18 protein-coding genes are annotated in these 22646 nt (G+C 74.3%); 7 read left to right on the top strand and 11 right to left on the bottom strand.

What is annotated here, in order from left to right; genetic code table 11:
- The first annotated feature begins 58 nt into the window (after window positions 1-58).
- Entirely contained in the window at window positions 59-535 is a 477-nt protein-coding gene (locus IW256_RS30645) for a macro domain-containing protein (protein WP_197014264.1), read from the top strand.
- Window positions 536-651: 116 nt separating this feature from the next.
- Here IW256_RS30645 and IW256_RS30640 read toward each other — a convergent pair whose 3' ends face one another.
- From IW256_RS30640 to IW256_RS30615, 6 genes are all read right to left on the bottom strand, one after another.
- On the bottom strand, window positions 652-2034 hold the full coding sequence (locus IW256_RS30640) for a sensor histidine kinase (protein WP_197014263.1): 1383 nt from the start codon (window positions 2032-2034) through the stop codon (window positions 652-654).
- A gap of 13 nt (window positions 2035-2047) precedes the next feature.
- Window positions 2048-2743 (bottom strand): response regulator transcription factor, encoded by a 696-nt coding sequence (locus IW256_RS30635; protein WP_197014262.1) that lies wholly within the window; start codon window positions 2741-2743, stop codon window positions 2048-2050.
- Window positions 2744-2780: 37 nt separating this feature from the next.
- Window positions 2781-3266, bottom strand: coding sequence for a hypothetical protein (locus tag IW256_RS30630; RefSeq protein WP_197014261.1), 486 nt, complete (start codon window positions 3264-3266; stop codon window positions 2781-2783).
- A gap of 80 nt (window positions 3267-3346) precedes the next feature.
- On the bottom strand, window positions 3347-4219 hold the full coding sequence (locus tag IW256_RS30625; RefSeq protein WP_197014260.1) for an NAD(P)H-binding protein: 873 nt from the start codon (window positions 4217-4219) through the stop codon (window positions 3347-3349).
- 235 nt (window positions 4220-4454) lie between these two features.
- Window positions 4455-6362, bottom strand: a complete 1908-nt coding sequence (gene recQ, locus IW256_RS30620) for a DNA helicase RecQ (RefSeq protein ID WP_307829222.1) — start codon at window positions 6360-6362, stop codon at window positions 4455-4457.
- A gap of 253 nt (window positions 6363-6615) precedes the next feature.
- Window positions 6616-7311, bottom strand: coding sequence for an HAD family hydrolase (locus IW256_RS30615; RefSeq protein ID WP_197014259.1), 696 nt, complete (start codon window positions 7309-7311; stop codon window positions 6616-6618).
- 200 nt (window positions 7312-7511) lie between these two features.
- On the opposite strand from IW256_RS30615, the gene IW256_RS30610 reads away from it, so the two are divergent.
- Window positions 7512-8057: a hypothetical protein gene (locus IW256_RS30610; protein ID WP_197014258.1), complete on the top strand. Its 546-nt coding sequence runs from the start codon at window positions 7512-7514 to the stop codon at window positions 8055-8057.
- 150 nt (window positions 8058-8207) lie between these two features.
- Window positions 8208-8579, top strand: coding sequence for a phage holin family protein (locus IW256_RS30605; RefSeq protein ID WP_307829221.1), 372 nt, complete (start codon window positions 8208-8210; stop codon window positions 8577-8579).
- Here IW256_RS30605 and IW256_RS30600 read toward each other — a convergent pair.
- From IW256_RS30600 to IW256_RS30585, 4 genes are all read right to left on the bottom strand, one after another.
- Window positions 8566-11898, bottom strand: a complete 3333-nt coding sequence (locus tag IW256_RS30600) for a hypothetical protein (protein ID WP_197014256.1) — start codon at window positions 11896-11898, stop codon at window positions 8566-8568. The two genes, IW256_RS30605 and IW256_RS30600, sit on opposite strands and share 14 nt — an antisense overlap.
- Before the next feature lie 75 nt (window positions 11899-11973).
- Window positions 11974-13023 carry a cation diffusion facilitator family transporter gene (locus tag IW256_RS30595; RefSeq protein WP_197014255.1) on the bottom strand — a complete coding sequence of 350 codons (1050 nt, stop codon included), beginning with the start codon at window positions 13021-13023 and terminating at the stop codon, window positions 11974-11976.
- A 178-nt stretch (window positions 13024-13201) separates the two neighbouring features.
- Window positions 13202-14218, bottom strand: a complete 1017-nt coding sequence (locus tag IW256_RS30590; RefSeq protein ID WP_197014254.1) for a hemolysin family protein — start codon at window positions 14216-14218, stop codon at window positions 13202-13204.
- The gene (locus tag IW256_RS30585; protein ID WP_197014253.1) at window positions 14206-15594 is read right to left on the bottom strand and encodes a hemolysin family protein; all 1389 of its coding nucleotides are present in this window, start codon (window positions 15592-15594) and stop codon (window positions 14206-14208) included. The genes IW256_RS30590 and IW256_RS30585 overlap by 13 nt, the downstream gene beginning before the upstream one ends.
- Window positions 15595-15995: 401 nt before the next feature.
- Here IW256_RS30585 and IW256_RS30580 point away from each other — a divergent pair, with 401 nt between their 5' ends.
- On the top strand, window positions 15996-17240 hold the full coding sequence (locus tag IW256_RS30580) for a hypothetical protein (RefSeq protein ID WP_197014252.1): 1245 nt from the start codon (window positions 15996-15998) through the stop codon (window positions 17238-17240).
- Here the strand turns inward: IW256_RS30580 and IW256_RS42880 are convergent.
- Window positions 17203-17484: a hypothetical protein gene (locus tag IW256_RS42880; protein ID WP_231403993.1), complete on the bottom strand. Its 282-nt coding sequence runs from the start codon at window positions 17482-17484 to the stop codon at window positions 17203-17205. The two genes, IW256_RS30580 and IW256_RS42880, sit on opposite strands and share 38 nt — an antisense overlap.
- Window positions 17485-17695: 211 nt before the next feature.
- Here IW256_RS42880 and IW256_RS30575 point away from each other — a divergent pair, with 211 nt between their 5' ends.
- From IW256_RS30575 to IW256_RS30565, 3 genes are read left to right on the top strand one after another with little or no spacing between them, the layout of a single operon-like run.
- Window positions 17696-19843, top strand: a complete 2148-nt coding sequence (locus IW256_RS30575) for a serine/threonine-protein kinase (RefSeq protein ID WP_231403992.1) — start codon at window positions 17696-17698, stop codon at window positions 19841-19843.
- Window positions 19844-19845: 2 nt separating this feature from the next.
- Window positions 19846-21237, top strand: coding sequence for a PP2C family protein-serine/threonine phosphatase (locus tag IW256_RS30570; protein WP_197014251.1), 1392 nt, complete (start codon window positions 19846-19848; stop codon window positions 21235-21237).
- Window positions 21234-22646, top strand: coding sequence for a VWA domain-containing protein (locus IW256_RS30565; protein WP_197014250.1), 1413 nt, complete (start codon window positions 21234-21236; stop codon window positions 22644-22646). Before IW256_RS30570 ends, IW256_RS30565 begins: the two co-directional genes overlap by 4 nt.

Below are 22646 nucleotides of genomic sequence, written 5' to 3'. Positions count from 1 at the left end.
ACCTGGGCCAACCACCTCTAGGCCACGTGGCGGGGCTAACTGGACTAGTGTCGGCCGGGTGGGTGCCATCCGCCACATCCAAGGTGACGCGACCTCGCCCCAGGCCAAGGGCGTGAAGGTGATCGCGCACGTCTGCAACGACCTGGGCGGCTGGGGCAAGGGCTTCGTTCTCGCCATCTCCAAGCGCTGGCCCGACCCGGAGGCCGCCTACCGCGCGTGGCACCGCGACCGCGCACGCAACGACTTCGGGCTCGGCGCCGTCCAGATGGTCCAGTGCGACCCGTACACGTGGGTGGCCAACATGGTCGCCCAGCGCGGCGTCAGGCCGTCCAGGAAAGGCCCGCCGATCCGGTACGAGGCGCTCGACCGGTGCCTGGAGGCGCTCGCGGCCCAGGCGCTCACCCTGAACGCCACCGTTCACATGCCGCGGATCGGCTGCGGCCTGGCGGGCGGCAAGTGGTCCAAGGTCGAGCCGCTCATCCAGCACCGCCTGATTGACCGCGGGGTCGAGGTGACCGTCTACGACACCGCCTGAGGAGATGGCGCGATGACCGGCCGGAAGCCCGCACCGACCCCCCGGCCCCCCGGACGACGGAGCTCGCCTCCTTCGCCCGGAGGGGGTGCTGAACGTTCTCACCCGGTCGCTCGCCCTCACCCAGGGGCCTGCGAGGCGCTGGCGGGAGCAGTGGCCGGGAGGGTGACGCGGACGGTGGTGCCCGAGCCGGGGGCGGAGAGGAGGCCGGCGTGGCCGCCGTGGGCGGCGGCGATGGCGGCCACGATCGGGAGGCCGAGCCCGGTGCCGCCGTCCTCGGAACGGTGGAAGCGTTCGAAGGCGCGGGCGGCGTCCTCCGGGGACATGCCGGGCCCCTCGTCGATCACCTCGATGACGGCCGCGTCCGGGGCCCGGGTCAGCCGTACGGTCGCGCCGGTGCCGGCGGGGGTGTGGGCGCGGACGTTCGCCAGGAGGTTGGCCAGGACCTGGCGGACGCGGGACTCGTCCACGACGGCGGGCAGGGTGCCGGGGGCGGCGAGGGTGAACGGGCGGTCGGGGTCGGCGGCGGCGGCGTCGGCCACGGCGTCGCGGGCGAGGGCGGTCAGGTCGGCGGGGCCGGGCTTCAGGGACGCCTCGCGGTCGAGGCGGGCGAGTTCGAGCAGGTCGGTGACGAGGCGGCTCATGCGGGTGGCCTCCTCCTCGATCCGGCGCATCGCCTCGGGCAGCTCGTCGGGGCCGAGCGCGCCGTGCCGGTAGAGCTCCGCGTACCCCTGGATGGTGGTCAGCGGCGTGCGCAGCTCGTGCGAGGCGTCCGCGGCGAACTCCCGGACCCGCGCCTCGGAGCGGCTGCGCGCCCAGAACGCCTGCTCGATCCGGTCCAGCATCACGTTGATCGCGGCGGCCAGCCGGGAGGTCTCCGAGCGCGGGCCCGGGTCGGGCATCCGGGCGCGCAGGTCGCCGCCGGTCGCGATGGCCTGGGCGGTGGCGGCCATCCGGTCCAGCGGCAGCAGCCCGCGGCCGATCAGCCACCGGCCGAGCAGGAGCAGCACGGCCAGCAGGAGGGTGGTGGTGGCGATCTCGGCCAGGACCAGGTTGCGCACGGCCGAGCGGATCTCGTCCAGGGGGCTCGCGACGACCACCGTGCCGCCGTTGCGGGTGGGGCGGGCCACCGCGCGGAGCCCGGCGAGGGAGAACGGCTCCAGGGTCCCGGCGTGCGGGGCCAGCCCGGACGGCCCCAGCCGCTGGATCTCGGCGACCGCCGGGCCGGGGTCGGGTCCGGGGCCGCTGAGCACCCGGACTTCGCCGGACCGGGACACGTTCAGGACCACGAACTGGGCGGGGGCCACGCTCTCGCCGGGCAGGCCGGGACGGACCAGCCGGGTCACCGCGCGGTCCCGGGTGGCGCGCAGCTGCTCGTCGACCCGGTGCATCAGGTAGCCGCGCAGCACCACCGCGCTCACCAGGCCCATGATCAGCAGACCGGAGAGCGTCACGGCCACCAGCCCGGCCAGCAGCCGGGTGTTGAGCGTGGGCGGGGTCATGGGCGCGGCCGGGTCATGGGCGCAGGGAGTAGCCCACGCCGCGCCGCGTATGGATGAGCGGGGGGCCGAGCGGGTCGAGCTTGCGGCGCAGGTAGCTGATGTAGGTCTCCAGGACCTGGGCGTTCCCGTGGTGGTCCCAGCCCCACACGTTCTCCAGGATCTGGGAGCGGGTCAGGACGTGGCCCGCGTTGCGCATCATGTACGCGAGGAGCTTGAACTCGGTGGGGGACAGCTCGATGTCGGCGCCCGCGCGCCGTACCGTCCAGCGGGTCTCGTCGAGCTCCAGGTCGGCGACCCGCAGCACGGTGTCGGGCTCGGACGGCGCGGCGGCGCCCGCGCCCGCACGGCGCAGCACCGCCCGGACGCGGGCCACGAGGGCGTCGATGGAGAACGGCTTGGTGACGTAGTCGTCGCCGCCCAGGGTGAGCCCGGTGACGGTGTCGGACGGCGTGTCCCGGGCGGTCAAGAAGATCACCGGGACCTGGTCGCCCCCGGCCCGCAACCGGCGGCAGACCTCGAACCCGTCGATGTCCGGCAGCATGACATCGAGCAGGACCAGGTCCGGCCGCCGGCCGCGGGCCTCCCGCAGCGCCTCGGCCCCGGTACGGGCGAGGCAGGCGTCGAACCCGTGGAAGCGCAGCGCCGTCCGGATCAGATCGCGGATGTTCGCCTCGTCCTCGACGACGAGGACGCGCTGGTTGTCGCTCATGGGCTCCCGCACCTCGCTCCGTCCGGCGCGGTCGAGGTTACTTCTTCTTGGGCACGGTGATGACCTTGGCGGTCCGGGTGGTGCCGGCGCGCTCGCCGATCACGACGACGCGGTCACCGGAGGCCAGCGCGGACGGCTGCGACTTCGCCGCGTTCTTGCGGACCCGGGTCGTGCCGTCGGTCGTCCAGGTCCAGACCGTCCCGTCGGCGCTGCGCACGGTCACGTTCGCCCCGGTACGGCCGGTGATCTCGCCGCGCTGCCAGGTGCGGACGTGGAAGCCGTCCTTGCGCTTGACGGTGGCCTCGCCGTGCACGCCCCGGTCGGCGGCCCACCGGCCGCGGTGCCCCCGCCAGTGCCCCTTGCCCTGGTGGTGGCCTTCCCTCGGCTTGGCCGACGTGGTCGCGCCGGGTGAGGGGGACGGGTCGGCCGAGGCGGCCGGAACGGCGATGTACAGCCCGGCGCCGAGCAGGCTCGCCGCGCCGATCCCGGCCGCCAACGATTTCCTGTTCACTTTGGCTCGCATGTGTCCCACCCAACCGCCGGCGGCTGGCAGTACGCCAGGGAGAAACCTGGGAAATCGCTGGGAATCGGCTGCCGGGTCCCTCAACGGAAGTCGGCGGCGTGCCTCCCGGCCCAGTCCGCGAACGTACGGGCGGGCCGTCCGAGGACCGCTTCGGACGTGGGCTTCGGACCGTACGCGGACAGGTCGATTTCCGCGCGGTCCTCGGGGGCCGCCTCGTTGCCGTCGTAGTCGTTGAAGCCGAGCAGGAAATCGGCGTTGGCCGCCGCGAAGCCGCCCTGCCGCCGGTAGATCTCGCGCGCCCGCTCGGGGGTGACCCGTTCGAACCGGATCTCCTCGCCGATGGCCTCGGAGATGATCCGTACCTGGTCGCGGTGAGAGAGGAACTCCGCCCCGTTCAGGTCGTAGGCGGCGCCCTGGTGGCCGTCGTCGAGCAGGGCGGTGACCGCGACGTCCGCGATGTCCTGTTCGTGGACGGGGCACATGATGGCGTTGGGGAGCGGGTCGCGCACCACGCGTTCGGCGCGGATGGACGGGCCCCACAGCCACAGCTTGTTGAGCATGAACTCCCCGGGCCGCACATGGGTCCATTCCAGGCCGGACGCCTCCACGGCCTGCTCCACGGGCAGGTGGAAGGTGGTGTCGTACCCGCCGGTGACCGCTCCGGACGACAGCACCACGACGCGCCGTACCCCGGCCTTCCGGGCCAGCGCGACCACCTCGCGGGCGGTCGCGGCGACCGGGAAGAGGTACAGGCGGTCGACGCCGTCCAGGGCGCCGGGCAGGGTCGCGGGCTCGTCGAGGTCGCCCGCGACCACCTCCACCTCCGCGGGCAGGATCGTGCGGGCGCGGTCCGGCGTACGGGTCAGCGCCCGCACCCGCTCGCCCTTCTCGGCGAGCCCCTTCACCACGAGCCGGCCGACGCTCCCCGTCGCACCGGTCACCAGGATCGTCATCAGGTCCCCCTCTTTTCGGGCATGACAACAAAGCCCCAGGTCAGGGCCTTGTTCGGAAGATGCCTCATCTTGGGGCCGGACGAGCCGGAAAAGCAAACGCGAACATACATTTCACATTTCCCTCTGACCTGCGATCCCAGGCTGCGGGAATGTCCGGGGAGGGGACGGTGAAAGGCCCGTTGACCTGGGCTTTCGCAGGTGAGCGAGAAAATGCGGAAAATTGTTCGGGCTGGGCTCAGCCGGTGGCCGCGAGGGTCTCCAGGATCTGCTCGCCGTACTTGGCGAGTTTGTTCTCGCCGACGCCGTTCACCCGGCCCAGCTCGGCCAGCGAACCCGGCAGGGCGGTGGCGATCTCGCGCAGCGTGGCGTCGTGGAAGATCACGTACGCCGGGACGCCCTGCTCCTTGGCGGTGGCGGCCCGCCAGCCGCGCAGCCGCTCGAAGATCGGCATCGCCTCCGCGGGCAGGTCGACCGGGGCCTTGCGGTCCTTGCCGCTCTTGGCACCCTTCGCGGCCGTCGCCTTGGCCCGTTCGGGCTCCCGGCGCATCATGACCTCGCGCTGCCCGCGCAGCACCTCGGCGCTGGTGTCGGTCAGGACGAGCGCCCCGTAGTTGCTCTCCACGGCCATCAGCCCCTGCGCCAGCAGTTGCCGGACGACGCCGCGCCACTCGGCCTCGCGCAGGTCGGTCCCGATGCCGAAGACGCTGAGCGTGTCGTGGTCGAACTGGATGACCTTGGCGTTCTTCTTGCCGAGCAGGATGTCGATGACGTGGCCCGCGCCGAACTTCTGGCGCCGCTCGCGGTCCAGCCGCACGACGGTGGACAGGACCTTCTGCGCGGCGACGGTGCCGTCCCACGACTCGGGCGGCGACAGGCAGGTGTCGCAGTTGCCGCACGGCTCGGAGCCCTGGCCGAAGTAGTCGAGCAGCCGGACCCGGCGGCAGGTGGCCGCCTCGCACAGGGCCAGCATCGCGTCCAGGTGCAGGCTCATCCGGCGCCGATGCGCGTCGTCCCCTTCCGAGCCCTCGATCATCTTGCGGAGGTTGACCACGTCCTGGAGCCCGTACGCCAGCCACGCGGTGGACGGAAGGCCGTCCCGCCCGGCCCGTCCGGTCTCCTGGTAGTAGCCCTCGACCGACTTGGGCAGGTCGAGATGGGCCACGAAACGCACGTCGGGCTTGTCGATGCCCATCCCGAACGCGATCGTCGCGACCACGACCAGCCCGTCCTCCCGCAGGAACCGGGACTGGTTGGCGGCGCGCGTGGCCGCGTCCAGACCGGCGTGGTACGGCACCGCCTCGATGCCGTTGGAGGTCAGGAACTCGGCGGTCTTGTCCACGGAGTTGCGCGACAGGCAGTAGACGATGCCCGCGTCGCCCGCGTGCTCGGTGGTCAGCAGCCGCAGCAGCTGCTTCTTGGCGTCGGACTTGGGCTCGATCCGGTACTGGATGTTGGGACGGTCGAAGCTCGCCACGAAGTGGCGGGTGTTCGAGTCGGGCCCGGCGCGGAGGTCGAGCCGGGCGGCGATCTCGTCCCGGGTGGCCGGGGTGGCGGTCGCGGTCAGCGCGATCCGCGGCACCTCGGGCCAGCGTTCGTGCAGGCCGGAGAGGGTGAGGTAGTCCGGCCGGAAGTCGTGCCCCCACTGCGCCACGCAGTGCGCCTCGTCGATCGCGAACAGCGAGACCGTGCCGCGGTCGAGGAGCTGGACGGTCGCCGGGACGCGCAGCCGCTCCGGCGCCAGGTAGAGCAGGTCGAGCTCGCCCGCGAGGAACTGCGCCTCGACCACCCGGCGCTCGTCCAGGTCCTGGGTGGAGTTGAGGAAGCCCGCCTGGACGCCCAGCGCCCGCAGCGCGTCCACCTGGTCCTGCATCAGCGCGATCAGCGGCGAGATGACCACCCCGGTGCCCTTACGGACCAGGGAGGGGATCTGGTAACACAGCGACTTGCCGCCGCCGGTCGGCATCAGGACGAGGGCGTCGCCGCCGGCGACGACATGTTCGATGATCTCCTGCTGGCCGTCCCGGAACGACTCGTACCCGAACACGCGGCGCAGCGTGCGCAGCGCCTCGCTCACCGCCGGGCCGTCGCTCGCAGCGGTCTCGCTCGGGTCCAGGGGCTGGTCTTCGGTTTCCGGGAAAGGCACCGATTCATCCTATGAGCCCGTACGGGGGGCGGGTGCGTTCTTGCCGGACCCGGGCCGTGACGCGCGGGCACCCTGTGCTCACCCGCCGGTCACGCGACTCTCGTGCCCCGGACGGGACGGCCAGGGGCGGAGCATCGGCCGGGGCGAGCATCAGCCGGGAGCGAGCATCAGCCGGGGCGAGCATCAGCCGGGAGCAGAGCATCGGCAAGGAGCGGAGCATCAGCGGAGGCCGGGCATCGGCGGGGGCCGGGCATCAGCCGGGGGCGGGGCCGAGGCCGGGGCGGGGGGCGGCGCCGGCCTCCCGGATCGTGTCGGCGGTCACGGCGTCGAGGCCGGCGGCCGTGTGCGAGACGAGCGCGAGCGCGTCCGGGGGCGGTGGATGGCCGGGGCGCGGTACGGCGATGACCCGCATCCCGGCGGCGTGCGCGGAGCGGAACCCCTCGGCGGAGTCCTCGATCGCGGCGCAGCGGCCCGGGGGCGTGTCCAGCCGGGCGGCGGCGGTGAGATAGCCGTCGGGGGCCGGTTTGCCCAGGTCGACCTCCTCCGTGGACACGGTGGCGCGGAACAGGGAGTCGAGGCCGAGCGAGCCGAGGACCAGTTCCATGAGAATGCGCGGTGAGGAGCTGTTCAGGCCGAGGGGGAAGGATTCGGCGAGGCGCCGTACCGCGGCCACGGCCCCCGGCAGGAGCGGCACCCCCTCGGCGTACCGGCGGTGCATGCGGTCGATGACCTCGTAGGCGACCTCGTCGGAGGCCATGGTGCCGTCCAGCAGCTCGTCGGCCAGGTAGGCGGCCCACTCGACGGTGTTCATGCCCATCAGCCGTTCCTGGGTGCCGGGCGGCCAGTGCCCGCCGTGCTCGGTGACGACGCCGCGGCGGACCTCCTCCCAGAGGGGTTCGGAATCGATCAGCACCCCGTCCAGGTCGAAGATCACGGCCAGCACCTGCATGGACCACTCCCGGCTCTGCTCTCGGGTTCACCGCACCGGTCCACTACCCAACGGATACGGCGGGAATCCCGGCGGTCGCTCCACGTGCACGGTCGATGACCTGGATGAATGTCGTAAATGAGACAAAAGTATGTCGGGTCTGGCAGGGTGATGGCCGTCGTCCCGCCTCCGGAGAGTGACGGAGAGAGGAGAACAGCCCCATGGTGTTCCTCGGATTGCTCGTGGCAGCGGTGGCCGTGACCGCCGCGGCCGGCATCGTATTGGACAACGAAGGAGCCGCGGCGCTCACCGCCTTCGGCCAGAACGTCCCAGGAGTCGGAGACCAGGGGCAGGTCTTCCTCGCCGGAGCCGTCGTGGCCGCCGTCTTCATGTTCGGGTTGCAGATCACGTTCAAGGGTGTCCGCCGGAGCCGCCGGGCCCGCCGCGACCTGCGCGAGCTGCGCGAAGAGCGCGAGGAGTCGCTGAGCACCCTGCAGCTGGAGAAGCGCCGGCTCCAGCAGGAGGTCGCGCGCCTGCGCCGCGGCGAGGGGGCCGGATCTCCGGACCGTACCTCGCCCGCCCGCAACCCCCAGGCTCGCAACCCCCAGGCTCCCGCCCCGGCCCCGGCCCCGGCCCCCGGTGCCCAGACGTCCGCGCCCGGTACCCCCGTCGCCGGATCCGCCGTCCCGCCCAAGCCCGGCCCCACCCGTAAGGAGCCCCTGGCCGGAGCCGCCGCGCGCACCACGTTCTTCGACCGCGCCGACTGACGGCCGGAGAACGTCCACCCGCCCGATGCAGGCGCCCGCCCCTGGGGCCGCCCCTGAGAGGCGGACTCGTCCCCCGTGATGAGACCGCGTCCGGTGAGATCCCCATGTGGGCTGATGGCGGCACGGGTACCGCTGACGCAGGATCGTGATGTGCGGATTCTTCTGAAGGTAGGCATCACCGCGGTCGCGCTGTGGGTCGCCACGGCGCTGATCGCCGGCATCGAGGTCACCGGCGACACCACCGGGCGGCGGGCGCTGACCCTGGTCGGCGTCGCAGTGATCTTCGGCCTGGTGAACGCCGTCATCAAACCCATCGTCAAGACGCTCGGCTGCGCGCTCTACGTCCTGACCCTGGGCCTGTTCGGGCTCGTGGTGAACGCGCTGCTGCTCATGCTCACCGGCTGGTTCGCGGGAGAGCTCGACCTCCCGTTCGCCGTCGACGGCTTCTGGGCCGCCTTCGCGGGCGCCATCGTCGTCGGGGTGGTCGGCTGGGTGCTCGACCTGCTGGTCAAGGACGACTGAGCCGGAACGGCGACTCCAGCAACCGTCCGCCGCCCGCGTACTCCGGGTACTCCCGGTGCGCGGGCGGCCGCTCGTCCGGGGACCCCGCGCCGTCCGGAGACCCCGCGTCGTTCGGAGACCCCGCGTCGTCCAGCAGGACCCAGCGGCGGGCCCGCACGGCGCCGATCAGGAACTCGGCCGCGTTGAGCGCGCCGGCGTCCGCGACGACCAGCACGTCGAACTCCGCGCCGTCCTCCGTCCCGGCCGCCGCGCCCACGCCCAGCGGCGTACCGCACACCAGGTCGGCCGTCCGCAGCAGGACCTGGCCCGCGTCCTCCGCGGAGTCGTGGCCGGTCTCGTGCCGCAGGTACGTCGAGAGCCGCTCGATCCGCGCCATCGCGCGGTCCTGGTGCGTGGCCAGCAGGTCCATGTCGATCCGCTCCGCACCGCAGATCTCCTGGACGTTCTCCCGGGAACGGGCCTCGGCCGCGGTCGCCGCGTCGAACTCCGCCGACCGCGACGACAGCTCCTCCTCGGCCTCCACCCGCCGCCGCGCCAGCAGCGCCTCCGCCTCGGCCAGCGCGGTCCGCGCGGCCTCGGCCTCCGCCCCCGCCCGTTCGTACGCGGCCCGCGCCGCCTCATGGGCCTGCCGCGCCCCCGCCAGCCGCCCCTGGATCTCGTGCGCCACCCGCTGCGCCTCCACCGCCAGCGCGCTCGCCCGGGTGGCCTGCTCGACGGCCGCGGCGGACTGCCCGGCCTTCTCCCGGTGGTCGGCCGCGGCCCGCTCCCGTTCCGTCGCCAGCCGGACCAGCTCGGCGCCGAGCTGCTCCTGGGCCTGCCGCGCCGCCGCCAGCCGGGCGCCGCCCTCCTGGATGAACGCCTCCAGCTGGGTGCGGTACCCGTGCGCGCGTTCGGCGGCCTCCTTGGCGTCGTTCGCCCGCCGCGCCGCCTCGTCCGCGCCCCGGGTCAGCGCCTTCACCTCGGCCCGCAGGTCCTTGATCTCCGGCGGCGGCGCCGCGACATGCAGCCGCTGCCCCAGGGTCATCTTCCGCCGCCGCGCCGCCAGCGCGGACTCGGCCGCCGCCAGCCGGTAGTAGCGGGCGTGCCCCTCGGCGTCCGCCGCCGCCGACTCCGACACCAGCCGGTCCGCCTCCTCGACGGCCCGCGGCAGGTCGTCGCGGGCCTTCGCCAGGTCGGCGGTCAGGGCCTCCTCCTGCTGCCGCGCCGCCTGCAGCTCCGCCCGCGCCTGGGCGTCCCGCTGGTCCAGCGCGGCGCAGCGCGCGAGCGTGGCCTCGGCGATCCGGGTGAACCGCCCGGCCTCCTCCGCGGTCGCGTCCGCGTCCTCCTGGAGCCGCCGCGCCTCGGCCAGCGGCTCGGCCAGCTCGGCCTCGATCTCCGCCTCGGCGGCCCGCAGCCGTTCGGCGTCCGCGGACGCCTGCTCCCCGGCGCTCCCCGCGGTCTCGACGGCGCCCTTCAGCTCCTCGATCCGCGCGGCCAGGCCCGCCACCTCGGCGTCCAGCTCCTGCCGCCGCCGTTCCCGGGCGTCCTTCAGCGCGTCCAGGGCGGCGCGGTCCCGGGGCCACTGCTCCAGCCACATCAGCCCGCGCTGCAGCATCCGCGCCTCGGTGGCCCACGCCTGCCGCCACGCCTCGCCGACCGGCCGTACGGTCACCGACCGCGTCCGCGTCTCCGGCGCGTGCCCGTGGTCGTCCTGCGGCCCGGGGGCGCCCTGCTCGCGGTCGTCACGCGGCTCGGGGGCGATCTCCGCGGCATCGGGGAGGGGCGTGGTGCTCCCGTCGTTCCCCTCGATCACGGCCGCGGGCTCGCCGATGACCGGCGTCCTCCCGGCGGCGCCCAGATCGGGTGTCGGCGGTATCTCCTGGGGACGGGTCACGTCGGGAGCGGAGGTCAACGGCTTGAACTCGACCGTACGGGTGGACGCGTCCCGCGCCGGCCTCCGCTCGACGAACGGCTCATCGGCCACCATGGCGCCGGCGGCGGGCTCATCGACGGCCGTGGCTTCGGTGGTGGGCTCATGCGTGACCGGCTCATGGGTGACCGGCTCATGGGTGACCGGCTCATGCGTGACCGGCTCATGGGTGACCGGCGGAACGGCCGGGGGTGCCGGGGAGGGCGTGACGGCGGCCTGTGCCTGCTCCTCTCTCACCAGCAGCGCGAACACCTCGGGACCGGCGGCCTGGACGATCTCCTCGGCCCGTACGGCCGTGGGGGCCAGCACCAGCGTCCGCTCCCCCTTGGCCAGCACGTCCCGGACGATCTCCTCGACCGTGGCGTCACGGGTCACCGCCGACGGCCCGGACTCGACCAGCAGCCGGGCCGGCCCGTCCCAGCCGCCCGCGGTCCGTTCCTCCCGCATCGCTTGCAGCGCGGTGAGGTGCGGCCTCCATCCGACTGCCTCCTGGTCCTTCTCCCTGAGGTCCCGTTCGAGTCCCTCGTAGAACTCGATCAAGGCGTCGCAGAGCTCGGACACCTTCGCGCGCAGGCCGTCCGTGTCCTGGGGGACGGCCGGTGCGGTGGGTTCCGGCGTGGCCGGTTCGGGGGTGTCGTCGGTGACCTGGGGGAGCGCGTGCGTGGTGAGGGAGTCCGGAGGTGTCTCCCCTGCGGGGTCAGGGGTGTCCTTCCCGGCGGGCTCAGGGGTGTCGGCGGAGCCGGGCACTTCGGGCGGTGCCGCAATCTCGGCGTCCGCGACCTGGGCGTCCGCGACCTGGGCGTCCGTGGTCTCGGCGTCTGCGGTCTCGGCGTCCGCGACTTGGGGGACTGCCGGTTGCGGGGCTGCTTCCGGTGGGGCCGCGGGTTGCGGGGCCTCAGGGTGCAAAGCCTCGTCCAGCGGGAGCGTGGTCTGGGGGCTCGCCGGTCGCGGAGCCTCCTCGACCGGGGGGACGGGCTCTTCGCCGGACTCGGGCAGTGGGATGGCCGGGAGGGCTTGTGTGGTGAGGGCGTCCGCCCCGGAAACGAGCCCGGCAGTGGGCCCGGCAGTGGGCTCAGGAGTGGGCTCGGGGGCGTTCGCCTCGGCAGTGGGCTCGGCGGCGGGCGCGGGAGTGGGCTCGGGGCCGTCCGGGGCGGCGTCGTCCAGGGGTGGGCGGGGCGTCTCCTCGCCGGGGGCCGCGGGGGCGGCCTCGGAAGGCGGGACGACCGCGTCGCCGACCGTGGCCAGCGGGCGGGTGGTCAGGTCCGCGTCCGCGTAGGAGGCCGGTACGGGGCCGGGGGCCTCGCCGGGCTCCTCCGGGGCGGGCGGACGGCCGGGGCCCGGTGGTGGGGTGGTCGTGTCCTCGCCCGGAAGGTCGTCGCCCTGCCTGCCCGTGCCTTCTGAGTGCTCCACGCCTTCATCCCGTTCGATCGCTTAGGGGTCTAATGTCTCCCCTTCTGCCCGGGACTAACGTCTCACACGTTCCGATCATCGATGTCCCGTGAGGACCGCATGGTGATCGACGCCATCGCGCGGCTGCGGATCGGGGTGGACCAGGGCGCCGGCCAGGCGGGGGAGGGCGTGGAGCAGGCGGTGCTCGGCGTCCACGGCGATCCGGTGCGCCTCCACGACGGTGCCGGCGGGGTCGACGACGACGTCGCATTCGGCGCGGAGCCGGTGCCCGATCCAGCGGAGGCGGACCGCGCCCACCCCCAGGACGCCCGGGGTCGCGGCGAGGGCGGCCTCGGCCTGGTCGACCAGGGCGGGATCGACCGCGTCCATGAGGCGGTGCCAGATCTCGCGGGCGGCCTGGCGGAGGACCACGACGATCGCCAGGGTGATGAGCAGCCCGACGACGGGGTCCGCCCAGGGAAGGCCCAGCGCGACGCCCGCCGCGCCCAGCAGGACCGCCAGGGAGGTGAAGCCGTCGGTACGCGCGTGCAGCCCGTCGGCGACCAGGGCGGCGGAGCCGATGCGTCGGCCGACCCGGATGCGGTAGCGGGCGACCAGCTCGTTGCCCGCGAAGCCGACCAGGGCCGCCGCGGCCACGGCGCCCAGGTGGTTCACCGGCTGCGGGTCGGCCAGGCGCTGGATCGCCGTGTAACCGGCCGCGGCGGCGGACGCGGCGATGGTGAGCACGATGACGACCCCGGCGATGTCCTCGGCCCGCCCGTAGCCGTAGGTGTAGCGCCGGGTCGGCGGGCGGCGTCCGAGCAGGAACGCCAGGCCCAGCGGGACGGCGGTCAGCGCGTCGGCGGCGTTGTGGAGGGTGTCGCCGAGCAGCGCCACCGAGCCCGACATCGCCACCACGAACGCCTGGAGGACGGTGGTCGCGCCCAGCACGGCCAGGGAGATCCACAGGGCCCGCATGCCCTCCGCGCTGGCCTCCAGCGCGGAGTCCACCTTCTCGCCGGAGTCGTGCGAGTGCGGGCGCAGCAGGTGCGCGAGCCGGCGTTTCAGACCCCCGTGGCCATGGTCGTGGTCGTGCGGGTGGCCATGGCCGTGCGGGTGGGCGTGGTCGTGCCGGTGTCCCTCCATGGCACCAAGAATGGAACAAACTTCGCATTGCAGCACCTCGACACCTACACGGCGCACGCAGGCGCGAGGGCGTCGCAGCTGCCACTTCCACGCCCGAAGCGCGCGGCCCGTGATCCACCGGGATCACGGGCCGCGCACAGGGCCGGGCGAAGGGCCGGGCGAAGGGCCGGGCGGACGGTCAGTGCGGGTTGGTCGCCAGGATCTCGGCCAGCAGGTCGTCCAGGGTGACGATGCCCGCGAGCGCGCCCTGGGCGTCGTTGACCACCGCGAGCTGGGCCCGGTCCCGGCGCAGCCGGGTGACCGCGTCCAGGACGGTGGTCCCCGCCGTCAGGACCGGCGCCGGGTGGGCCAGCTCGGCCGCGCGGCGCTCGCCGTCCGGCTCGGTGATGGCCGCCCGTACGTGGACGATCCCCGCCACGTCGCCCGCGGCGTCCCGTACCAGCAGGCGGCTGTGGCCGCTGTCGGTGGCGGTACGGCGGATCCGCGCGGCGGTGGCGTCGGCGTCGATCGTGGTCACCGCGGTGGCGGGCACCACGAGGTGGCCGACGGTCACCTCCCGGGCGGAGATGGCCCGCCGCAGCAGCTCGTGGTCGTGCCGGCCGATCAGGCCCAGCCGGCGGGACTCGCCGAGCAGGTGACCGAGCCGCTGCGGGTCGGTGTGGTCGTCCAGCTCGTCCCGGGGCGTGATCCCGATGAGCCTCAGCAGGCCGTTGGTGACGGCGTTGAGGGCCGCCAGGATCGGCCGGGAGACCTTTGCGAACGCCCGGAACGGCAGGGCCAGGATCAGCGCCGACCGTTCCGGGTGGGTGATCGCCCAGGACTTCGGCGCCATCTCCCCGATGACCATGTGCAGGAAGGTCACCACGGCGAGCGCGGTGGCCAGCGCGATGGCCTTCGACCCGGCCTCCGGGACGCCCAGGGCGTGCAGCGGCGGTTCGAGGAAGTGCTCGAACGCCGGCTCGGTGACGATGGCCAGGCCCAGCGAGCACATGGTGATGCCGAACTGGGCGCCCGCCAGCATCAGCGACAGCTCGCGGGTGCCGGCGACGGCCGCCGCGGCGGGACGGCTGCCGCGGGCGGCGGCGCGTTCCAGCTGCGGGCGGTTCACCGCCACCAGCGCGAACTCGGACGCGACGAAGAAGCCGTTGCCGAGCAGCAGCAGCACCGTGATCAGCAGTGTCGTCATCGGGTCCATGGCGCCTCCCTGCCCGCGGCCACCAGGCCGTCACGGCCGGCGTCCTCCGCCGGTTCCTCCGCCGTGACGGGGGCGAGGGTGCGCAGCCGCACCTCGTCGGCCACCCGGCGGCGTACGGTGAGCACCTCCAGCTCCACGCGGACGCCGGACTCCAGCTCGATGGCGAGCCTGTCGGCGGGCGCGGGCAGCCGGCGGAGCCTGGCCATGACCAGCCCGCCCAGGGTGTCGTAGGCGTCGCCCTCGGGCAGTTCCAGGCCGGTCAGCCGGATCACCTCGTCGATCCGCATCCCCGCGTCCACCACCCAGGAGCCGTCCGCGGCGGCGGTGGGGGCGGCCTCGTCGGCGTCGGTCTCGTCGGCGATCTCGCCGACCAGCTCCTCGGCGATGTCCTCGAACGTGAGGATGCCGGCCAGCCCGCCGTACTCGTCCACCACGCAGGCGAACTCCTCGCCGGTGTCGCGCATCTGCTCGGTCACCCCGTACAGCGGCTGGCTGCCCGGCACCAGCAGTGCCGGGCGGGCGATCCGCCGGACCGGGGTGGCCGGGTCGAGCGTGTCGTCGGCGACCTCGCGGACGCCCGCGACGCCGACGACGTCGTCGACGTCCTGCCCGTACACCGGGTAGTTGGTGTGCCCGGTCTCGCCGATCAGCGCGATCAGCTCCGCGACGGTGGCGTCGCCGGGCAGGGTGCTCACCTGCGGACGGGGCACCATGACCTCGTCGGCGGTGCGGTCACCGAACGACAGCGCGCGTTCCAGCAGCCCGGACAGGTCGGCCGGCAGCGTACCGGCGCCGCGGGAACGGCCGATGATCTCGCCCAGCTCCTCCAGCGTGGCCCCGCTGTGCAGCTCCTCGACCGGCTCCACGCCGAGCGCGCGCAGCAGCCGCACGGCGGAACGGTCGAACAGCCGGATCACCGGGCCGAACACCGTCAGGTAGACGAGGGTCGAGGCGGCCAGGGCGCGGGCCAGCGACTCCGCGCGGGCCAGCGCCAGGTTCTTGGGGAACAGCTCGCCCAGCAGCATCTGGATGAGGGTGGCCAGCACGAACCCGGTGGCGAGCGCGATCGCCCCGGTGGCGCCGAGCGGGACGCCCGCGACGCGCAGCAAGGGTTCGATCAGCTCGGCCAGGGCGGGCTTGGCGATGAAGCCGACCACCAGGGTGGTCATGGTGATGCCGAGCTGAGCGCCCGACAGCATGAACGAGAGCCGGCCGATGACCTTCAGGGCCCGCCTCGCGGCGATGTCACCCTGGTCGGCGGCCTGGGTCAGCCGCGCGCGGTCGGCGGCGACGAATGCGAATTCCTGGGCCACGAAATAGCCGGTCGCCGCGGTCAGCACGATCACGGCGACGACGCCCAGCACCCCGGTCAGCATGGCTCACCGGGTCTATGACTAGGGTCCGACACTGCGGACTCTCAACTCCTCTCAGAGACGATTCTCCTCTAACGCAACGTCACCTCATACCAGGTGGTTCCCCGTTGACAAGCACTGCGGAGGTGATGATCCCCTCATCGTCCGCGCCGTGTCCTGCGGGAGGATGTCCCGGAGGGCCGGCGACCGGCCCGGAGACCCGCCGCGAGCGCGGCGCCCGGCGATCCCGGGGCCCGCGCGGCAGGCGGCGGCGCCCGGTGATCCCGGGGCGCGGGGCACGGCCGGGGCAGGCCGGGTCGCTTGTCTCGAAAAGTGTCACCCATCACACTGATGGTCGAGCGTGCGTCGGATCATGGGGGCGGTGCGCACACCTGACCGACGGGGACGATGAACGCGGGGCAGAGGTGAACGAGAGCGGGGCCGGCGCCGCCGCGCCCATGAGCCGTGAGGGGATCGACCACGCCCTCCGGGACCTGCGCGCGGAACAGGAGAAGATCTCGACCGCGCTGCTGGACCTGGAGGGGCACGACGGCACCCGGCTGCTCAAGGGCGCCCGGCTGGCGGGCGAGACCTGGCGCCGGTGGGAGGACGCGCGGGCCGAGATCGCGATGGTCTGGCGGCTGTACGACGCGTACCAGAAGGTGCTGGACACCGCCGCCGAGCTGCGCGACCGCCACCAGCGTCCCGGCGCGGCCGTGCTGGTGGAGCTGACCGGGCTGCTGGCGGGCGAGTCGGTCGAGGTGCCCGACGGGGAGATCCCGCTGGAGCGGCGGACGCTGCTGGGCGCCTCCCAGAAGCGGATCACGCTGGCCGAGGCGGTGTCCCGGATGTCCGGCGGGTACGCCCGCGCGGCCGAGGTGATCGCGGCGGCGGACACGGCCTGGACGGCGCTGCTGGTCCCGCTGGAGGACATCGAGGAGACCTGGCGGGAGACCGCCCGGCTGGCGCAGGGCCTGGACGGTTCGCGCCACCCCGAGCTGGACCGGCTGGGCCGCGAGCTGAGCGCCCTCGGGCAGGCCGCCCGTACCGACCCGCTTTCGCTGGTCCGGGACGGCCAGGTCGACACCGGCCGGCTCCACCGGCTGCGCGAGGCGCTGGAGGCGCTGCGCGCGTCGCTGGCCGAGGCCGTCCGGCTGCGCGACGGGTACGAGCAGCGGCTGGCGGAGGTGACCGCGTCCATCGCCGACGTGGAGGAGGCCGAGACGCGGGCACGGGAGGCCCGCACCACCGCCACCCTCAAGATCGACTCCGCCCGGTTGCCGGAGCCGCCCGCGCTGGGCACCGGGCTGCGCCACCGGCTGGCCGGTCTGGAGACGCTGCGCCGGGCCGGGCGCTGGGCGGAGCTGGCCGCGCGGGTGGCCGAGCTGGACCGGGCGACCGGTGCCGCGCTGGAGCAGGCCCGCGACAACCTGCGGCTGAGCACCGGGCTGCTGGACCGGCGGGGCGAGCTGCGCGGACGGCTGGACGCCTACAAGGCCAAGGCGGGTCGGCTGGGGTTCGCCGAGGACGAGCGGCTCGCGGAGCTTTACGGCAAGGCGCGGGAGCTGCTGTGGACCTCGCCCTGCGACCTGCGCCGCGCGACCGCGGCCCTGGCGGAGTACCAGCGCGCGATCAAGGCGCGCGAGAGCGGGACGGAGCCGGGCCGATGACGGCATTGCCGATGTCCGGGTGCGACCAGCCCGGCTGCACGGGGGCCGTCCAGGCCGACGGCTTCTGCGACGTGTGCGGCATGGCGCCGCCGCCCTCCGCGCCGTCCGCCGCGACGCCCTCCGCAGCGACGCCGTCCGGTGCGTCGGGTCGCTCTGGCACGTCCAGGGCGTCCAGGGCGTCCGGCGCGTCCGGCGCGTCCAGGGCGTCCGGGGCGTCGGTGCCTTCGGGGGCCGGGACGGGCACGGGCGGCGGGTCGATGCCAGGGTCCGCGCCGCCCGACGCGGCGTCCCTGTCGCAGGCGACCCGGGCCGCCTCGGCGTCGTCAGGACCGACGGGCGGATCAGGCCCGGCCAGTGGCCCCTCCGGTTCACGGGGGTCGGGCTCGTCCGGGCGTACGGCGACGCGCGGGTCGCGGGGCAGCGGTGGGTCGGGCTCCGGCTCGGCGGGGCGCGGGATGCTCGGGGCCGGGCTGGTGGAGGTGCCGCCCGTCCCCTACCGGGACCCTGCCTCGGCCATCATGGAACGGCCGGAGGTGCCGGAGAGCCGGCGGTTCTGCAGCCGCTGCGACGAACCGGTGGGGCGCGGCCGGGACCGGCGGCCGGGCCGTACGGAGGGCTTCTGCCGCAGTTGCGGGCATCCGTTCTCGTTCACGCCCAAGCTCGGCCCCGGGCAGTGGATCGGCGGCCAGTACGAGGTCCTCGGCTGCCTGGCGCACGGCGGGCTCGGCTGGGTCTACCTGGCCCGCGACCACAACGTCAGCGGCCGGTGGGTGGTCCTCAAGGGCCTGCTCGACACCGGCGACAGCGACTCCCTGGCCGCCGCGACCGCCGAACGCGCCTTCCTCGCCGAGGTCGAGCACCCCAACATCGTCAAGATCTACAACTTCGTCCGGCACGGCGGATCCGGCTACATCGTCATGGAGTACGTCGGCGGCCGGTCCCTCAAGGACATCCTCCTCGAACGCCGCCGGGAGGAGGGGGAGAACGCCGCGCTGCCGCTCGGGCAGGTGATCGCCTACGGGCTGGAGGTGCTGCGCGCCCTCGGCTACCTGCACGGGGTGGGCCTGCTCTACTGCGACTTCAAGCCGGACAACGCCATCCAGTCGGAGGAGCAGCTCAAGCTGATCGACCTGGGCGGGGTGCGGCGCGCGTTCGACGCGTCCAGCCCGATCTTCGGCACCCCCGGCTACCAGGCCCCGGAGATCGCCGACCAGGGCCCGTCGATCACCTCCGACCTCTACACGGTGGGCCGCACGCTGGCCGTGCTGAGCTTCCCGTTCCGCGGCTACACCGGCCGCCACCTGCGCAGCCTGCCGCCGCGCGGCGAGGTGCCGCTGCTGGTCCGGTACGAGTCGTACTACCGGCTGCTGCGCCGCGCCACCCACATGGACCCGGCCCGCCGCTTCCAGAGCGCCGCCGAGATGGCCGAGCAGCTCACCGGCGTCCTGCGCGAGGTCCTGTCGACCGACGACGGGCTGGCACGCCCGGCGCCGTCCGCGCTGTTCGGACCGGAGCAGTACGCCGCGGGCACCGAGATCGTCAGCGCTCTCCCCACGGCACCGGCCGCCGGGCCGCCCCCGGGAACGGCCCAGGGGACGGCCTCGGGGACAGGTCCGGGGACGGCCGCCGCGGGCGGGAACGGGCCGAGCCCGGTCCTGGCGCCGCTCGCGCCCGCCGCCGCGGCCGCCGCGCTGCCCGTACCGCTGGTGGAGAGCACCGATCCCGCGGCGGGCTTCCTGGCCGGGCTCACCGCCCGCGACCCCGACGAGCTGGCCGCCGCCCTCGGGTCCGCGCCCGTGTCGTCCACCGAGCTGAGCCTGGCCCTGGCCCGGGTGCGGATCGAGCAGGGCGAGCCGGCCGAGGCGGAGGCGCTGCTGGACGAGATCGCGGCACTGCGGCCCGACGACTGGCGGGTCGACTGGTACCGCGGTGCCGCCGCGCTCGCCGGGGGCCGCTTCGCCGAGGCCGTCACGATCTTCGACGACCTGTACGACCTGATGCCGGGGGAGACGGCGCCCAAGCTGGCGCTGGCGTTCTGCCACGAGTGCGCGGGCCGTACCGAGCAGGCCGACCGCTACTACGACACGGTGTGGCGCACCGACCCGACCTTCGTCAGCGCCGCGTTCGGGCTGGCCCGGGTGCGGCTGGCGGTCCGCGACCGCAAGGGCGCCGAGGAGGTGCTGGACTCGGTGCCCCGCATCTCCAGCCACTACATCTCCGCCCAGCTCGCGGCCGTGGTCACCGCGGTCCGGGGGCGGCGGCCGGGCGAGCTGAACGCCGCGACCCTGTGCGACGTGGGACGGCGCCTGGAGACGCTGCGGCTGGACACCGAGCGGTACAACACGTTCGCCGCCGAGGTCCTGGAGGCGGCGCTCGGCTGGCTGCGGGCGTCCACGCCGGGGAACGGCGCGTCCGGGAACAGGTCCGGGAACGGGTCCGGGACCGCCCCGCGGGAACTGCTCGGGACGCCGCTCGACGAGCCGGCGCTGCGGCGGCGGCTGGAGGAGACCTACCGGCTGCTGGCCAAGCTCGCCGGCGGCTTCCCCGCCCGGCACGCCCTGGTCAAGCGGGCGAACGCGGTCCGCCCGAGGACGCTGTTCTGACCATGGACGAGGCGGGCATCGAGAACATCGAGAACATCGGGGACCGGAAGGTGGCGGCCTCCTGCCCGGCCTGCGGGGAGGAGTACGACCCGGGCGACCACTTCTGCGAGCGCTGCGGGCGGGCGCGGCGGGGGCCGCGCGCCGTCGTCCACGTTCCCGAGGTACGGCCCGAGGCGGTGCTGGAGACCTCGTCCCGGCGGGTACGACCGGCGCCGCCCCCGATCTGCGGCGACTGCGGCGGCACCCGGATCGACGACGACGGCTTCTGCGACCGCTGCGGGCTGCGCCGGCCCGCCGGCAACGACCATGTCGAGATCGAGCTGGTCGGCCCCGTGGAGGAGGGCGTGCGGGCCGCCGGGGTGAGCGACCTCGGACGCCGCCGCAGCCGCAACGAGGACGCCCTCGCCATGGCCGCGCTTCCCCGCGCCGTGTGCGCGGTGGTGTGCGACGGCGTCGCGTCCGCGCCGGGATCGGACCAGGCCGCCCAGGTCGCGGCCGACACCGGCGCGGCGACGCTGGCGCAGCGGCTGGCGGCGGGCGACGGCCCGGAGACCGCCACGCGGGGCGCGCTCGACCGGGCCAGGGAGGCGGTCGAGGGGCTCTCCGGCTCGCGCCGCAACCCCCCCGCCTGCACGTACGTCTCGGCCGTGGTCGCGCCGCAGTCGGTGACCATCGGCTGGGTCGGCGACAGCCGCGCCTACTGGATCAACGGCTCCGGCGGCACCGGCTCGGCGCTGCTCACCCGGGACGACTCGTGGGCCGACCAGATGATCGCCCGGCGCACGATGACCGCGGACGCCGCCCGCGCCGATCCCCGCGCGCACCTGCTGACCGGCTGGCTGGGCGCCGACGCCGACGCCTTCGCCCCGCACGCCGTGACGTTCCGGCCGCGCGGCCCCGGCCTGGTCGTGATCTGCAGCGACGGCCTCTGGAACCACCTGCCCGAGCCGGCCGCGCTGGAGGCGGCCACGTACGCCGCCATGGACCCGTCCCGGCAGGAAAACCCGAACCCGGACACGAACCCGTACCCGGACGCGAACCCGGACCTGGACGCGAGTACGAATCCGGACACGAATACGAACATGAACGCGAACGGGAACGGTAACGGCGCGGCGGACGCCGGCCTGCTCGGGACGGCGCGGGGCCTGGTGCGGACCGCGCTCGACGCCGGCGGGCACGACAACGTCACGGTCGCCCTCATCCCGTTCCCACCCGCCAACCAGTCCCCCGCCGAGCAGCCCTCCGCCGAGCAGTCCCCCGCCGAGCAGCCCTCCGCCAACCAGTCTCCCGCCGAGCAGTTCCCCGCTAAGCAGTCCCCCGCCGAACCCTCAGCTCCCACCCCCGCCGCATCTCCCCAAGCCCAGGACGGACCTAGCAGGGAGCCCCCCAGATGAGCGAACCACCCGAGTTCAGCATCCGCGTCGACCAGAACCCGTACCTCCCCGCGGGCGGGCGGGAGATGCACGCGATCATCACCGTCGAGGCGACGGGCGCCGCGACCGAGGGCACGGCCGAGGGCGCGACCGGAGACGCCGCCGCTTCCGGCGAGGCCGTTCCCGGCGAGGCCGCCGAGATCATCATCATCGACTCCTCGGGCTCGATGTCGTACTCGGGGAAGCTGTGGGCGGCCCGCAGGGCGGCCGGCGGCGCGCTGAACGTGCTGCGGGACGGGGTCCACTTCGCGGTGATCGCGGGCGCCAACCAGCCGCGCATGATCTACCCGCGGGGCAAGCGGCTGGTCCGGATGGACGCCACGACGCGGGCGGAGGCGGTGAGCGCCGTGTCCACGCTGGAGGCCGCGGGCGGCACCGCCATCGGTTCCTGGCTGCTGCTGGCCGACCGGCTGTTCGCCGACCACCGGGACGCCGTCCGGCACGCGATCCTGCTCACCGACGGCAAGAACCAGCACGAGACCGCGGAGGAGCTGGACGCCGCCCTGGATCAGTGCGCCGGCAACTTCGTCTGCGACGCCCGCGGCGTCGGGACCGACTGGAACGTCGCCGAGCTGCGCAAGATCTCCTCGGCGCTGCTCGGGTCGTTCCTGGACGTGCCCGACCCGCAGGATCTGGAGGCCGACTTCCGGGAGATGACCACCGCGGCCATGGGCAAGCGGGTCGCCGACGTGGTCCTGCGCGTCTGGACGCCGCGGCACGCCCGGCTGCGCTTCCTCAAGCAGATGGTGCCGTCGGTGGAGGACCTCACCGGACGGCGCACCGGTTCCGGCCAGATCGGCGACTACCCGCTGGGGGCGTGGGGGAACGAGGACCGCGAGTACCACCTGTGCGTCGAGGTCCCCGCCGGGGACGTCGGACGGCAGATGCGGGCCGCCTGGGTGAAGCTCGTCGTTCCCGGCACCCCCGGCGACCCGGCCGAACGGGAGCTGGCGGCGCAGAACGTGCTGGCCGAGTGGACCGACGACGAGGCCAAGTCCACCCGGATCAACGCCCGCGTCGCCCACCACACCGGGCAGTCGGAGCTGGCCGAGGCCGTCCAGCAGGGCCTGGAGGCGCGCCGCGAGGGCGACGTGGAGACCGCGACCGCCCGGCTGGGACGGGCCGTGGTGCTCGCCGGCGAGGTCGGCAACGAGCAGATCGCCGGGCTGCTGGACCGCGTCGTGGAGGTGATCGACCGCGAGTCGGGGACCGTGCGGCTGAAGAAGGAGGTGTCCAAGGCCGACGAGATGTCGCTGGACACCCGTTCGGTCCGGACGGTGCGGACGGCGCACCGCGTGGACGAGGGCCGTCCGCGCACCCGTGCCACGCGTCCCGCCTCCGAGGGCTCCGCCGCGACGGGAGAGGGGTGA

It is taken from the genome of Actinomadura viridis (assembly GCF_015751755.1).
Lineage (GTDB): Bacteria > Actinomycetota > Actinomycetes > Streptosporangiales > Streptosporangiaceae > Spirillospora > Spirillospora viridis.
Note: the sequence above shows the minus strand (reverse complement) of the source record. Positions and strands in the feature narration are given on the sequence as shown.